This window comes from Sphingomonas sp. TZW2008 (assembly GCF_002117915.1).
Taxonomy (GTDB): Bacteria; Pseudomonadota; Alphaproteobacteria; order Sphingomonadales; family Sphingomonadaceae; genus Sphingomonas.
In genome coordinates this window covers 455,837-469,732 of the sequence record NZ_BDJB01000008.1, presented here as the reverse complement: position 1 = coordinate 469,732, position 13,896 = coordinate 455,837, and the positions used below count along the sequence as shown (strand labels likewise).

Below are 13,896 nucleotides of genomic sequence, written 5' to 3'. Positions count from 1 at the left end.
TCCGCCGTCGCCCTCGCTGCAACCGTCATCTTCTGGCTGTGATCAACGAGTCCTGAGCCTAGTAGCTTCGCACCGTGGGCTTGAAAGCGCGCGCGGCGGGCATGAGGTTGCGCGCGAAGGTCCGAGTTGGAGTAACGCCGATGCGTATGGGACACCTGTTTGCCGCCGCGCTGATCGTCGCGACGCCGGCCGCCGCGCAGCGCGCCGGCGGGTGGGAAGGCGTGTGGCGCAACAATGCCGACAGCGTGCGCATCCGCGTCGCGAAATGCGGGCAGGGGCTGTGCGGCACGGTGGTGCAGGCGAGTGCAAAGGCGCGCGCGGATGCGGCGGCTGGCGGCACCGACCGGCTGATCGGGACTCAGCTGTTCCACGATTTTCGCCGCGGCGACGACGGGCTGTGGTACGGCCAGGTCTATGTTCCCGATGTCGATCAGACGTTTGACGGCACGATCGAACAGGTGAACCGCGACACGATCGTCGGCACCGGCTGCCTGTTCGCCGGCTTCGGCTGCAAGTCGCAGACGTGGCGGCGGGTGGCGACGAAGTGATCGCGCGCGTACCGCGCTCGAGCATGATGGCGCGCCCCGCGCGTTGGGGCGGCTGATCGACACCGCGTGATCCACCTGTCGGTCGCCATCGGTCGCTTCGTCGAGGCACTGTTCTTCGCCATCCTGCGCGTTGCGGGGGCGGTGACGGGGGCAGTGCTGCTCGTCGCGCTGGCCGGTTTCATCTTGTTCATGACGGCGCGCTGGCTGATCGCGCGCGGACGAAAGGCACGGCGATGATCGCGACCCCGGCATGGCCGCCGCGCTCCACCCCGCGACTGTTCGTCGATCGCCCGCTTGGCCCCGGTCCGCTGCGTATCGAGGGTGCGCAGGCGCATTACCTCGCGGGCGTGATGCGGGTGAAGGCGGGCGATCCGGTGCGCCTGTTTGACGACGCGACGGGCGAGTGGCTGGGCATCGTTGCCGCCGCGGGCAAGCGCGACGTGACGATCGACGTCGGCGAGCAGGTCGCCCCGCGCGAGGCGGTGCCCGACCTCTGGCTGGTGGCCGCGCCGCTCAAGAAGGGGCGAGTCGACTGGATGGCGGAGAAGGCGTGCGAGCTCGGCGTCGCGCGGCTGGTGCCGGTGGTGACGCACCGCACCGTCGTTGAGCGGCCCAACACCGATCGGCTGCGCGCGCACATGATCGAGGCGGCCGAGCAGTGCGGGCGCACCGCGCTCCCGCAGGTGGCCGAGCCGGTGAAGCTGGCGGCGCTGCTGCGCGAATGGCCGGCGGAGCGCGCGCTCTATTTCGCCGACGAGCTGGGCGGACTGCCCGCGCGCGACGTGATGAAGCCGGGGCCGGCGGCGATTCTGATCGGGCCGGAGGGCGGGTTCGACGATGGCGAGCGCGACGCGATCCGCGCGCTGCCGCAGGCGGTGGGCATGGCGCTCGGGCCGCGCATCCTGCGTGCGGACACCGCGGCCGCCGCGGCGATCAGCCTGTGGATGGCGCTGGCGGGCGATTGGTGAGACGGCTCTAGCGGCGGTCACGTTCCCCGATTAAGGCCGCGCGCATGACGACCAAAACCGTTTCGGATAGCAACTCGCCCATCATCGAGTCGCGCGACCAGTTGATCGCCAGCTTCGCGCGCGGCGAGAAGCCCAAGGAGCGGTGGCGGATCGGCACCGAGCACGAGAAGTTCGTCTATGCCCGCGACGATCATCGCGCGCCGAGCTGGGACGAGCCGAGCGGCATCCGCGCACTGCTGACCGAGCTGCAGCAATATGGATGGAAGCCGGTGGAGGAGGGCGGCAAGCTGATCGCGCTGAGCGGCGCGGACGGCTCGGTCAGTCTCGAGCCCGCCGGCCAGTTCGAGCTGTCGGGTGCGCCGCTGGAGAATTTGCACGAGACGTGCGCCGAAACGGGGCGCCACCTCGATCAGGTGAAGGCGGCGGGCGAAAAGCTGGGGATCGGCTTCCTTGGGCTCGGCATGTGGCCCGATAAGACGCGCGCCGAACTGCCGATCATGCCCAAGGGGCGCTACGCCATCATGCTGCGCCACATGCCGCGCGTCGGCACGATGGGGCTGGACATGATGCTGCGCACCTGCACGATTCAGGTGAACCTCGACTATGCGTCCGAAGCCGACATGGCGCAGAAGTTCCGCGTCGGGCTCGCGCTGCAGCCGCTGGCGACCGCGCTGTTCGCCAATTCGCCGTTCACCGAAGGCAAGCCGAACGGATATCTCAGCTATCGCAGCCACATCTGGTCCGATACCGATCCCGCGCGCACGGGCATGCTGCCGTTCGTGTTCGAGGACGGCTTCGGCTACGAGCGCTACGCCGACTACATGCTCGATGTGCCGATGTACTTCGTCTATCGCGACGGCCGCTACATTGACGCCGCGGGCCTGAGCTTCCGCGATTTCCTGAAGGGCGAATTGTCGGTGCTGCCGGGCGAGAAGCCGACGCTCGACGATTGGATCGATCATTTGTCGACCGCCTTTCCCGAGGTGCGTCTGAAGACCTTCCTCGAGATGCGCGGCGCGGACGGTGGGCCGTGGAACAAGATCTGCGCGCTGCCGGCGCTGTGGGTCGGGCTGTTGTACGATCAGGGCGCGCTCGATGCGGCGTGGGATCTGGTGAAGGGCTGGTCGATCGAGGCGCGGCAGACGCTGCGCGACACGGTGCCCAAGCTCGGGCTCGACGCGCCGGTGCCGGGACGCGGCACGCTGCGCGACATCGCGGGCGAGGTGCTCGACATCGCCAATGCGGGGCTGGCAGCGCGCGCGCGCACCAATCGCTCGGGGGACAATGAGACGGGGTTCCTCGATCCGCTGCGCGACATCGTGCGATCGGGGAAGGTGCCGGCGCAGGTGCTGCTCGACCGGTATCACGGCGCGTGGAACGGCGATCTGTCGCGCGTCTACGCCGAGCAGAGCTTCTGACGACGCCGTTGCAGACTAAAGCCGGCCCGCGCGGGCGGGCAATGCGCATCGGGCTGCTCGGCGGATCGTTCAATCCGGCGCATGCGGGGCATCGCGGGATCAGCCTAGCGGCGATCGACGCGCTCGGCCTCGACGAAATGTGGTGGCTCGTCTCGCCGGGCAATCCGCTGAAGCCCGCCGCCGGCATGGCGCCGCTGGCGGCGCGGCTCGCTTCCGCGCGGCGGATGGCGCGGGCGGCGCGGATCCGGCCGAGCGACCTCGAGGCGCGGCTCGGCACCCGCTACACCGTCGACACGCTCGCCGCGCTGGTCCGGCGCTATCCCAGGCACCGCTTCATCTGGGTAATGGGGGCGGACAATCTGCAGCAGTTCGACCGCTGGCGCGCGTGGCGACAGATCGCGCGCACGGTGCCGATTGCGGTGATCGCGCGACCAGGGTATGACGGCGCTGCCCGCGCGGCCCCCGCGATGGGTTGGCTGCGGCGCTTCCAGAGGCCCGCACGCCAGGCGAAGACCTGGACGATGTGGAGTGTGCCAGCCCTGGTGCTGCTACGGTTCCGCCCCGACCCGACCTCCGCGACGCAGATCCGCGCCGCCGATCCCGGCTGGCATCTGCGCCGCGGCGTCACCATATCCCCTCTTCGATCCCTTACCCAGGAGTGAGCTTGTCCGTTCCCGCCAATGCCTATCGTTCGTCGGATGCCGAGAGCGTCGCGACGCTGCATAAGCTCGTGCTCGACAGCCTCGACGATGATCAGGCGGTCGAAACCGTATCGATCCCGCTTGCCGGCAAGTCGACGATCGCCGATCACATGGTGATCGCGAGCGGCCGGTCGACGCGGCAGGTCGCGTCGATGGCGTCCAAGCTGTCGGAGAAGATCAAGGCCGAGACCGGCCGCTCGCCGCGCATCGAGGGGCTTGCGACGGCGGACTGGGTGCTGATCGACGCCGGTGACGTGATCGTCCACCTGTTTCGCCCCGAGGTCCGTTCGTTCTACAATCTGGAGCGCATGTGGTCGTTCGGCGACGCGCCAACGCCCGCGCCCGGGAACGCCTGAGCTGATCCTTCACATCGTGGCGCGCGGGCGAATCGGCCGATCGCCCGAGGCCGAGCTGGTCGATCGCTATCTGAAGCGGATCGGCTGGCCGACGCGCGTCACCGAACTGCCCGATCGGGGCGGCAAGTTGCCCGAGGCAATGCCGCAGACGCGGCGCGTGATGCTCGACGAGAGCGGCAAGGTGCTGTCCTCGGTCGAGTTCGCGCGCATCCTGGAGCGGTGGCGCGACGACGGGGTGCGCGAGGCGCGCTTCATGATCGGCGCGGCGGACGGCTTCGACGATGCCGAGCGCGATGGAGCCGACCTGTTGCTGTCGTTCGGGCGCGCGACGTGGCCGCACATGCTGGCGCGGGCGATGCTCGTCGAGCAACTATTCCGCGCGACCGCGATCCTTGCCAATCACCCCTATCATCGCGAAGGCTGAGCCCATGGGGCGGGGCGCAAGGATCGTGGTGCTGGGGGCGGCGGCAATGCTGCTGACCAGCGCGCGCACCGCGCCTGTGCCCGGTGTCGATCCGCTCGCGATCGAGCGCACGCGGTTGGGCGATGCGAAGCGCGAGGCGGCGCGCGCGGCGGCGCGTGCGACCGATCTCGAGCGCCGCGCCGAGGATGAGCGCGACGCCGCGGCGAAGGCGCGGGCGAGCGAAGCAGCGGTGGCGGCGAGGATCGAACGCGCCGAGGCGGATGTGGCGGCAGCGCGCGCGCGTGTCGCGATCGTCGGGACGCTGCTTGCGCGACAACGCGCGGCGCTGGGCGAGCAGCAGGCACCCGTCGCGCGCCTCGTCGCCGCGCTGACCTCGCTCGCGCGGCGACCAGCGGCGGTCGCGCTGGTACAGCCGGGATCGGTGAGCGATCTGGTGCACGTGCGCGCGGTACTCGGCGGCACGCTGCCGGTGATCCGCCGCGAGACGGCGGCGTTGCGTGGTGCTCTGGCGCAGACGCGTGCTCTGCAAGCGAGCGCCGCGCTCGCCGCCGCCAGCCTCGACAGCAGCCGGCGCGCGCTGCTCGGCGAGCGGCGCGAACTGTCGGCGTTGCAGGCGCGTCATGCCGGTGCGGCGGTGCAGCTCAACCGCGCGGCACTGGCGCAATCGGACCGGGCGATTGCGCTTGGCGAGGAGGCGCGCGACATCGTCGATCGCATGACGGCGTTCGGCGAGACGCAGGCGACGCTCGGCGATCTCGCGCCGCTCGCCGGGCCGCCGCGATCAATGGAGGCGCCCGAGCCGCGTGCGCCGGTCTATCGCCTGCCGGTACGCGGGCGGCTCGTCACCGGCTTCGGCGAGATCTCGGACAACGGCGTGCGGGCGCGCGGCCTGACCTTCGCCGTTGCGCCGGGCACGATCGTGCGCGCGCCGGCGGCGGGTGAGATCGTCTTTGCACGGCCGTTCCGCGGCTTCGGCACGATCGTCATCATCGATCACGGCGCTGGCTGGTCGAGCCTCGTCACCGGGCTGGGGCAGGCGGCGGTGCGGCGCGGCGCGGCGGTGACCGCCGGGCAGCCGATCGGCCGCGCGCCTGCGATCGGTTCGCCGCAGGTGACGGTGGAGGTGCGACGGCAGGGCCGACCAATTGATACTGCGGCATTGATCGGCTGACGCTTTTCTCATGGCGCCGCGCTGCGCTCAGCCGTCGTTCACCTGTCGGCGTGCTTTGATCGGGCGGGGGAAAGCGCTAAAGCCCGAGCGATGAAGTTCCCCGCGAGGACGCAACCCGACATGAAGCTCTCCCTCCTTTCCGCCACCGCGCTCGTCGCGACGATTGCCGCCGTGCCGATCAGCACCGGGGCGATGGCGGCGGTGGACGCCGGCACCTATCGCGAGATGGAACGCTTCATGGACGTGTATAACCGCGTCAAGGCGGACTATGTCGACAAGGTCACCGACGAGCAGCTGATAAAAGGGGCGATCGACGGCATGCTCGCCGCGCTCGATCCGCATTCAAGCTACGTCGACGCGTCCGACTACGAGAATTTGCGCATCCAGACCGAGGGTAATTACGGTGGCCTCGGCCTCACCGTCTCGATGGAGGACGGCGCCGTCAAGGTAATCGCGCCGCAGGAGGATTCGCCCGCGTGGCGTGCCGGGATCAAGTCGGGCGACTATATCACGCATATCGACGGCAAGCTGATCTACGGCGGCACGCTCGACGAGGCGGTGAACCAGATGCGCGGCAAGCCGGGCAGCAAGCTCGTCATCACCGTCGTCCGCCCCGGTCGCGACAAGCCGATGGAAGTCGCGCTGACGCGTGAGGTGATCGTGCAGCGGCCGGTGAAGTGGGAAGTGAAGGGCGACGTCGGCTACATCAACATCAATACCTTCTCCGAGACGACGGGCGCCGACACGCGCGCGGCGCTGATGGCGATCGACAAGGCGCTGGGCAAACGGCCGCTCGGCTATGTCGTCGACCTGCGTTCGAACGGGGGCGGGTTGCTGACGCAGGCGATCGAAGTGTCGGACGCATTCCTCGACAATGGTGAGATCGTCTCGCAGCGCGGGCGCGAGAAGAACGACATCGAGCGCTATTACGCCAAGGCGGGGGATCTCGCACACGGGCTGCCGATCGTCGTGCTGACCGACAGCGGCACCGCGTCCGCCTCCGAGATCGTCGCGGGTGCGATCCAGGATCACCAGCGCGGGCTGGTGATGGGCGAGCGCACGTTCGGCAAGGGATCGGTGCAGACGCTGCTGCAGCTTGGCCCGACGACCGCACTGCGGCTGACGACGGCGCGCTATTACACGCCGTCGGGCCGATCGGTGCAGGAGGGCGGCATCGAGCCCGACATCGCCGTGCCGCAGCTGTCCGATCCCGACTACAAATCGCGCCCGGTGTTCCGCGAGGCCGATCTTCGCCGCCATCTGATCAACGAGGTGAAGGCCGACGACAAGATCCTGGAAGAGGATACCAAGGAGGATCCGCGCTTCGCCGCGACGCCCGACCAGCTCAAGAAGCAGGGCGTTGAGGATTTCCAGCTGTGGTACGCGCTGAAATCGATCGCGCGGCTTGGCGGGCCGACGCAGGTCGCGGCAGTGACGGCGTCGATGAAGAAGGACGTGGCCGCCAAGTGACGGCCGCGCAATCTCGTGCGCGGCTGATCGCGCTACTGCTGCCGCTGCTGCTGCTCGCCGGTGCCTGGGGCTCGCAGCTGATCGGCGGCTTGGTGCCGTGCGAGATGTGCCACTGGCAACGCTGGCCGCATTACGCCGCTGTCGTTGCCGCGGCGCTGGCGTTCGTCGTACCGGGGCGTTCGAGCAAGCTCACCATGATCGCCGGGGCTGCGGCGCTGATCGCGGTGTCGGGACTGATCGGCATCTTCCACGCCGGGGTCGAATATCATTGGTGGCAGGGGATCACCGCCTGCTCGACCACCGCCGGCGGGGCTGGGATCTCGACCGACGAAATGTTGCGTCGGATCCTGGCCGCGCCGGTCGTGCGGTGCGATGCGGCACAATGGACGCTGCTGGGCGTTTCGCTGGCCGGGTACAATGCGATCCTGTCGCTCGGCGGGGCCGGGCTGATCGCATGGCTGATCGGGAGAGCGAGATGAGCTGGAAGCCGGGCGATCGCCGCCGCGATACCACGTCGATGATCCGTGTCGACCAGGCGGGTGAATTCGGGGCGACGCGCATCTACGCCGGGCAGCTGGCGGTGATGGGCCACCGCACGCCGGCCGCGCGCAAGATCGCGGGCATGGCGCTGCAGGAGGAACGGCACCGCGCGTTCTTCGACCGGATGATCGCCGAGCGCGGCGTCCGCCCGACGGTGTTGCAACCCTTCTGGGACGTCGCCGGCTTCGCGCTGGGTGCGGTGACCGCCGCGATCGGCCCCGATGCAGCGATGGCGTGCACTGCCGCGGTCGAGACGGAGATCGACAAGCATTATGCGGATCAGCTCGTCGAACTGGGCGGCGACGATCCCGAATTGAGCGAGGCGATCGCCGAGTTCCAGGCGGAGGAGCTGGAGCATCGCGACACGGCACTGGCGAGCGGGGCGGAGAACGCCTTCGGCTATCCCGTGTTGTCGGCGGCGATCCGGCTCGGCTGCCGCGTCGCGATCGCGACTGCCAAACGGATCTGACGGAGAGATTTCGAGATGCGAGTGACCGGATCGTTCCTGCTGGCGGCGCTGATCGCGATGCCGGCTGTCGCGCAGACGGGCGGGGCGCAGACCGCACCGGCGAACGGCCCGGGGGCGTCCTCCGGACGGCCGCTCGACGTCGTGATCCTGCCGCCGCCGTCGAAGGTCGCGCTGCCGGGGGCGCCGCGTGCGAGCCGGCAAACGGTGTCGACCGAGACGGGGCGGGGCGCGCCCGTGAACGGCGTGCTCGTGCTCTACGGCAACGAGCGCTGCCCGACGAACACGAATGGCGAGGAGATCGTCGTCTGCCAGCGGAGAAGCGCGCAGGAGCAGTTCCGCATCCCCAAGGAAGTACGCACTTTCGAGGTGACGCCGCAGAACGAGACCTGGGCGGCGCGCGTCGAGGCGGAGCGCGATGTCGGCGCGGTCGGCGTCGGCTCGTGCTCGACGGTCGGCGCGAACGGCGCGACGGGGTGCAACACGCAGTTCGTGCGGCGGCAGACCAAAGTACGCAAGGCTGAAGACCGGGCAGCGACCGCCGATCTCAGCGGCTATTGATCGCTTGGCGGCGCCATTCGCCTCGACCACGTGACAAAAGCACGCGGCGCCTGCTATCGTCGACACGTCGCGTGACTGGCGCATTCGCGGAGCACCGCGGGGGAGCGCGATCCTTCGACGCCGCGCGCCTGGGCATCACCTGCTGAAGGAGAGGCCATATGCGTGTCGCATTCCTACTGTTCCCCAACGTTACCCAGCTCGACCTGACCGGCCCGGCGCAGGTGCTCGCGCGCCTGGGCGGTGACGCGCACGTCGATCTGGTGTGGAAGACGCGCGATCCGGTGCCGACCGATGCGGGCTTCTCGATCCTGCCGACCGCGACGCTCGACGAGGTGCCGGCCGCCGACATCCTGTGCGTCCCGGGCGGCATCGGCGTCAACGACGTGATCGCCGACGATGAAGCGATGGCGTGGGTGCGCGCGATCGGCGGGCAGGCGGCGTGGGTGACGAGCGTGTGCACCGGATCGCTGATCCTGGGCGGCGCGGGGCTGCTGAAAGGTTATCGCGCGACGAGCCACTGGGCGTGGCGCGACATGCTGACGCTGTTCGGGGCGACGCCGGTGGCCGAACGCGTCGTGGTCGATCGCAACCGCGTGACGGGCGGCGGCGTGACCGCGGGGATCGACTTCGCGCTGACGCTGACGGCGCTGATCCGCGGCGAGGAGCATGCGCGGATGGTGCAACTCAGCCTGGAATATGATCCGGCGCCGCCGTTCGACGCGGGATCGCCCGAGCGGGCCGGTGAGGCGCTAGTGGGCGCGTTCGAGGCGCGGATGGCGAAGCTCGCGCCCGGACGCGAGCGGGCGTTCCGCGACGCTGCGGCGAAACGCGGGTTCTGAACGCTGAGCGCCCCTCCCTGCCGTGCGGGGAGGGGCGCTCAGCGCATCACAGGTCGATCAGGATACGCGTCGGATCCTCGATCGCGTTCTTGAGCGCGACGAGGAAGGTCACCGCCTCGCGGCCGTCGATCAGGCGGTGATCGTAGGAGAGCGCGAGATACATCATCGGGCGCACGACGACCTGGCCGTTCACGACGACTGGGCGGTCCTCGATACGGTGAAGGCCGAGCACCGCCGACTGCGGCGGATTGATGATCGGGGTCGACATCAGCGAGCCGAACACGCCGCCGTTGGAGATGGTGAAGGTGCCGCCCTTCATCTCGTCCATCTTCAGCGTGCCTTCCTTGGCGCGCTTGCCGAAATCACCGATCGTCTTCTCGATCCCGGCGACCGACAGATCCTGCGCGTCGCGGATCACCGGCACGACGAGGCCGCCCGGCGACGACACCGCGACCGAGATATCGGCGTAATCGTGGTAGACGATCTCGTCGCCCTCGATCGAGGCGTTCACCGACGGAATGTCCTTCAGCGCCATCGTCGCGGCCTTCACGAAGAAGCCCATGAAGCCGAGACGGACGCCATGCTTCTTCTCGAAGAGATCCTTGTACTTGGCACGCGCCTCGATCACCGCGGTCATGTCGACGTCGTTGAACGTCGTCAGCATCGCAGCGGTGTTCTGCGCATCCTTGAGGCGCTTGGCGATCGTCTGGCGCAGCCGCGTCATGCGGACGCGCTCTTCCTTGCGGCCCGACGAGGCGGCGACCGACGGCGTGGTCGGCGCGACGGTTGGGGTGGGTGCCGGAGCGGGGCGCGCCGATGCGGCGGTCGCGACGTCCTCCTTGGTGATGCGGCCATCGCGGCCGGTGCCCTTGATCGTCGCGGGATCGACGCCGTGCTCGAGCACGGCGCGGCGCGCCGATGGGCTGAGTGCGGCGGGCGCGTCACTGTCGATCGGGGTAGCACCGTGGTTACCGTAGCCGCCGGCGGCGGGGGCAGGCTGGTCGCCGGCGGGCGCCGAGCCCTGCGGCGACTGCGTGACCGCGGGCTGCGGCGCTGGCGTTGCGGCAGGCGCACCGTCACCCACCTCGACCGTCGCGATCATCGCACCGACCTGCACCGTATCGCCGACCGCAACCGCGTGCTGGCCCATCACGCCCGCCACGGGGCTGGGCACCTCTACCGATACCTTGTCGGTCTCGAGGCTGGCGATGGGCTCGTCCGCGGCGACCTTGTCGCCCGGCTGCTTCAGCCACTCGCCGAGCGTCGCCTCGGTGATCGATTCGCCCAGCGTGGGGACCAGAACTTCGGTTGCCATCTATTCTCTCTCGTCCGTTCGGGCCTAGCGCTGCGATGCGCCGTGCCCTCGTTCGGTGGAACGCCCCGCATGCCGCGCAGGGCGAACGGGGTGCACATCAGCTCGCGGGCGGCGCCGCCTTCTTCGTCGTATCCGCCGAGCGCGTGCGGCGGATTTCCTCGCGCACATTGTGGCCGAGCGCATCGGCGATCAGCGCGCCCTGCTCGGCCTGGTGGCGCTTCATCAGACCCGTCGCGGGCGAGGCGGCGACAGCGCGCCCTGCGTAACGCGCGCGCTTGATGGCGCAGCCCGCCTGGCCCAGCGCTTCCTCGATGAATGGCTCGACGAAGAACCAATAGCCGTTGTTGCGCGGTTCCTCCTGCGCCCACACCACATCCTCGAGGTTCGGCATGCGCGCGATACGCTTGGCGAGCGCATCGGTAGGGAAGGGGTAGAGCTGCTCGATGCGGACGATCTGCGTTCCCTTGTCGCCCGCCGCGTCGCGCGCCTCGATCAGATCGTAGGCGACCTTGCCGGTGCACAGGACGAGCCGCTTCGTATTCGCGTCCGCCGCGCCGTTGGTGTCGGACAAGATGCGGCGGAAGTGCGAATCGCCGGTGAAGTCCGTCGCCTTCGATACCGCGAGCTTGTGGCGCAGCAGCGACTTGGGCGTGAAGACGACCAGCGGCTTGCGGAAGCTGCGGTGCATCTGCCGGCGCAGCAGGTGGAAGTAGTTGGCCGGCGTGGTGCAATTGGCGACTTGCATATTGTCCTGTGCGCACAATTGCAGGAAGCGCTCGGGGCGCGCCGAACTGTGCTCGGGGCCCTGGCCCTCGTAGCCATGCGGCAGCAGCATCACGAGGCCGTTGGCGCGCAGCCACTTCGCCTCGCCGCTGGCGATGAACTGATCGATCATGATCTGCGCGCCGTTGACGAAGTCGCCGAACTGCGCCTCCCACAGCACCAGCGTCTTGGGATCGGCGAGCGCATAGCCATATTCGAAGCCGAGCACGCCATATTCGGACAACGGGCTGTCGAGCACCTCGAAATGGCCGTGCTCAACGTTCCACAGGGGCACGTACTTGCGCTCGATATTCTGATCGACCCAGACGGCGTGGCGTTGCGAGAAGGTGCCACGCCCCGAATCCTGGCCCGATAGGCGGACGCCGAAGCCTTCGGAAAGGAGCGAGCCGAACGCCAAAGCCTCGCCCGTCGCCCAGTCGAAATTGTCGCCCGTGGTGAACATCTGGCGCTTGGCGTCGATCACGCGCGCCAGCGTTTTGTGAACCGCGAGATCGTCGGGAACCGTCGTCAGCGTGCGGCCGATCGCGTCGAACAGCTTGGGTTCGATCCCAGTGTCGACGCTGCGGCGCGCGCTCTCCGCGTCGGCGGGCATCGACAGGCCCGACCAGCGGCCGGCGAACCAATCCGCCTTGTTCGGCTTGTAGCTAGCGCCAGCCTCGAACTCGCCCTCGAGCAGCGTGGTGAATTGCTTGACGTTATCGTCGAGCCACGCCTGGTCGACCACCTTCTGCTCGACGAGACGCTTGCCGTAGATCTCACTCACCGGCGGGTGGCTGCGGATCGCCTTGTACATCAGCGGCTGGGTGAAGCTCGGCTCGTCGCCCTCGTTGTGGCCGAAGCGGCGATAGCACCACATGTCGATCACGACGTCGCGGTGGAATTTCTGGCGGAATTCGATCGCCATCTTGGTGGCGAAGGTGACCGCCTCGGGATCGTCGCCGTTGACGTGGAAGACGGGCGCCTGGACGCCCTTCGCGACATCCGACGGATAGGGCGAGGAGCGCGCGAACTGCGGGCTCGTCGTAAAGCCGATCTGGTTGTTGATGACGAAGTGGACGCAGCCGCCGGTGTTGTAGCCACGGATCCCGGAGAAGCCGAAGCATTCCCACACGATGCCCTGGCCAGCGAAGGCGGCGTCGCCGTGGATCAGCACGGGAAGCGACTTGCAGTGATTGTCGAGGTCGCCCGCGATCGTCTGGATGGCGCGCACCTTGCCCAGCACGACCGGATCCGCCGCCTCGAGATGCGATGGGTTGGCGACGAGCGACATGTGCACCTTGATCCCGTCGAACTCGCGATCGGTGGAGGTGCCGAGGTGGTACTTTACGTCACCCGAACCGCCGATGTCGTCGGGGTTGGCCGAGCCGCCGGCGAATTCGTGGAAGATCACGCGCAGCGGCTTGCCCATGACGTTGGCGAGCACGTTCAGGCGGCCGCGGTGCGCCATGCCGAAAACGATCTCGTTGACGCCCGCCGCGCCGCCGTACTTGATCACGCTTTCGAGCGCGGGGATCATCGATTCGCCGCCGTCGAGGCCGAAGCGCTTCGTGCCGACATACTTGCGGCCGAGGAACTTCTCCCACTGCTCGGCCTCGATCACCTTGTTGAGGATCGCCTTCTTGCCCTGGGCGGTGAAGTCGATCGCCTTGTCCTTGCCCTCCATCCGCTCCTGGAGGAAGCGGCGCTCCTCGACATCGGCGATGTGCATATATTCAAGGCCGACGTTGCCGCAGTAATTGGCGCGCAGGATGTCGACGAGTTCGCGGATCGTCGCCCACTGCAGCCCCATCGTGCCGCCCATGTAGACCGGGCGATCGATGTCGGCATCGGTGAAGCCGTGATATTCGGTTTTGAGATCGGCCGGCAGCTCGCGCGTGGCGTTGAGGCCGAGCGGATCGAGATTAGCGGCGAGGTGGCCGCGCACGCGATAGGTGCGCACGAGCAGCTGCGCGCGGATCGCGTCGCCCGCGGCGCGGACGAGCTCGTCCTGCGACAGGGCAGGGGCGGGCGCGGCGGCGGCGGGCTTGCCCTTAGCGGGCTTGGGCGCGGGCTCCATCTGCGTCGGATCGAGCGCAGCGGTAAGATCGTCGGTCGTGGTGAGCGGCCAGCGATCGCTGCTCCAGCTCGGACCGCTCGTGGCGCTTTCCAGCCCTTCGAAGAAGCCGCGCCAGCCGGGTTCGACGCTGTCGGGCGATGTCTTGTACCGCGCGTAGAGCGTGTCGATGAACGCTGGCGAGACGCCGCCGGCGATGTCCGAGAAATCCTGGCCTTCGTAGCCCATGACAAACTCCAGTCCCTTTCCGACCGGGAAAGGGAGGCCCGCCGTCCGCAGGACA

General features: G+C 68.6%; 15 protein-coding genes and 1 riboswitch. Of the genes, 13 read left to right on the top strand and 2 right to left on the bottom strand.

Annotated elements, in window-relative coordinates:
- The first annotated feature begins 140 nt into the window (after positions 1-140).
- The 13 genes from B7L05_RS12270 (at position 141) to B7L05_RS12215 (ending at position 9,462) form a co-directional block, all read left to right on the top strand.
- Positions 141-548 (top strand): DUF2147 domain-containing protein, encoded by a 408-nt coding sequence (locus B7L05_RS12270; RefSeq protein ID WP_085810527.1) that lies wholly within the window; start codon positions 141-143, stop codon positions 546-548.
- A gap of 66 nt (positions 549-614) precedes the next feature.
- A complete protein-coding gene (locus B7L05_RS17450; RefSeq protein ID WP_179187201.1) occupies positions 615-785 on the top strand; it encodes a hypothetical protein in 171 nt (56 codons plus the stop codon).
- On the top strand, positions 782-1,516 hold the full coding sequence (locus B7L05_RS12265) for a 16S rRNA (uracil(1498)-N(3))-methyltransferase (RefSeq protein WP_085810526.1): 735 nt from the start codon (positions 782-784) through the stop codon (positions 1,514-1,516). Before B7L05_RS17450 ends, B7L05_RS12265 begins: the two co-directional genes overlap by 4 nt.
- A gap of 44 nt (positions 1,517-1,560) precedes the next feature.
- Positions 1,561-2,934 (top strand): glutamate--cysteine ligase, encoded by a 1,374-nt coding sequence (locus B7L05_RS12260; protein WP_085810525.1) that lies wholly within the window; start codon positions 1,561-1,563, stop codon positions 2,932-2,934.
- Positions 2,935-2,975: 41 nt separating this feature from the next.
- Complete coding sequence (locus B7L05_RS12255; protein ID WP_085810524.1) at positions 2,976-3,596, top strand: nicotinate-nucleotide adenylyltransferase; 621 nt, start codon at positions 2,976-2,978, stop codon at positions 3,594-3,596.
- 2 nt (positions 3,597-3,598) lie between these two features.
- Positions 3,599-3,991, top strand: a complete 393-nt coding sequence (gene rsfS, locus B7L05_RS12250; protein ID WP_085810523.1) for a ribosome silencing factor — start codon at positions 3,599-3,601, stop codon at positions 3,989-3,991.
- Between the two features lies 1 nt (position 3,992).
- Entirely contained in the window at positions 3,993-4,415 is a 423-nt protein-coding gene (locus B7L05_RS12245) for a 23S rRNA (pseudouridine(1915)-N(3))-methyltransferase RlmH (RefSeq protein ID WP_085810522.1), read from the top strand.
- Positions 4,416-4,419: 4 nt separating this feature from the next.
- Positions 4,420-5,586, top strand: coding sequence for a murein hydrolase activator EnvC (locus B7L05_RS12240; protein ID WP_256926715.1), 1,167 nt, complete (start codon positions 4,420-4,422; stop codon positions 5,584-5,586).
- A 120-nt stretch (positions 5,587-5,706) separates the two neighbouring features.
- A complete protein-coding gene (locus B7L05_RS12235) occupies positions 5,707-7,056 on the top strand; it encodes a S41 family peptidase (RefSeq protein ID WP_085810581.1) in 1,350 nt (449 codons plus the stop codon).
- The gene (locus tag B7L05_RS12230; RefSeq protein WP_085810520.1) at positions 7,053-7,535 is read left to right on the top strand and encodes a disulfide bond formation protein B; all 483 of its coding nucleotides are present in this window, start codon (positions 7,053-7,055) and stop codon (positions 7,533-7,535) included. The genes B7L05_RS12235 and B7L05_RS12230 overlap by 4 nt, the downstream gene beginning before the upstream one ends.
- Complete coding sequence (locus B7L05_RS12225) at positions 7,532-8,065, top strand: demethoxyubiquinone hydroxylase family protein (protein WP_085810519.1); 534 nt, start codon at positions 7,532-7,534, stop codon at positions 8,063-8,065. Before B7L05_RS12230 ends, B7L05_RS12225 begins: the two co-directional genes overlap by 4 nt.
- Positions 8,066-8,086: 21 nt before the next feature.
- Entirely contained in the window at positions 8,087-8,623 is a 537-nt protein-coding gene (locus B7L05_RS12220; protein ID WP_256926714.1) for a hypothetical protein, read from the top strand.
- Positions 8,624-8,684: 61 nt separating this feature from the next.
- A riboswitch (ZMP/ZTP riboswitch) is annotated at positions 8,685-8,764 on the top strand.
- A 17-nt stretch (positions 8,765-8,781) separates the two neighbouring features.
- Complete coding sequence (locus tag B7L05_RS12215; protein WP_085810517.1) at positions 8,782-9,462, top strand: DJ-1/PfpI family protein; 681 nt, start codon at positions 8,782-8,784, stop codon at positions 9,460-9,462.
- A gap of 46 nt (positions 9,463-9,508) precedes the next feature.
- Here the strand turns inward: B7L05_RS12215 and odhB are convergent, their stop codons facing one another.
- The gene (gene odhB / locus B7L05_RS12210; RefSeq protein ID WP_085810516.1) at positions 9,509-10,777 is read right to left on the bottom strand and encodes a 2-oxoglutarate dehydrogenase complex dihydrolipoyllysine-residue succinyltransferase; all 1,269 of its coding nucleotides are present in this window, start codon (positions 10,775-10,777) and stop codon (positions 9,509-9,511) included.
- A 97-nt stretch (positions 10,778-10,874) separates the two neighbouring features.
- Positions 10,875-13,841, bottom strand: a complete 2,967-nt coding sequence (locus tag B7L05_RS12205) for a 2-oxoglutarate dehydrogenase E1 component (RefSeq protein WP_085810515.1) — start codon at positions 13,839-13,841, stop codon at positions 10,875-10,877.
- Positions 13,842-13,896: the final 55 nt, after the last annotated feature.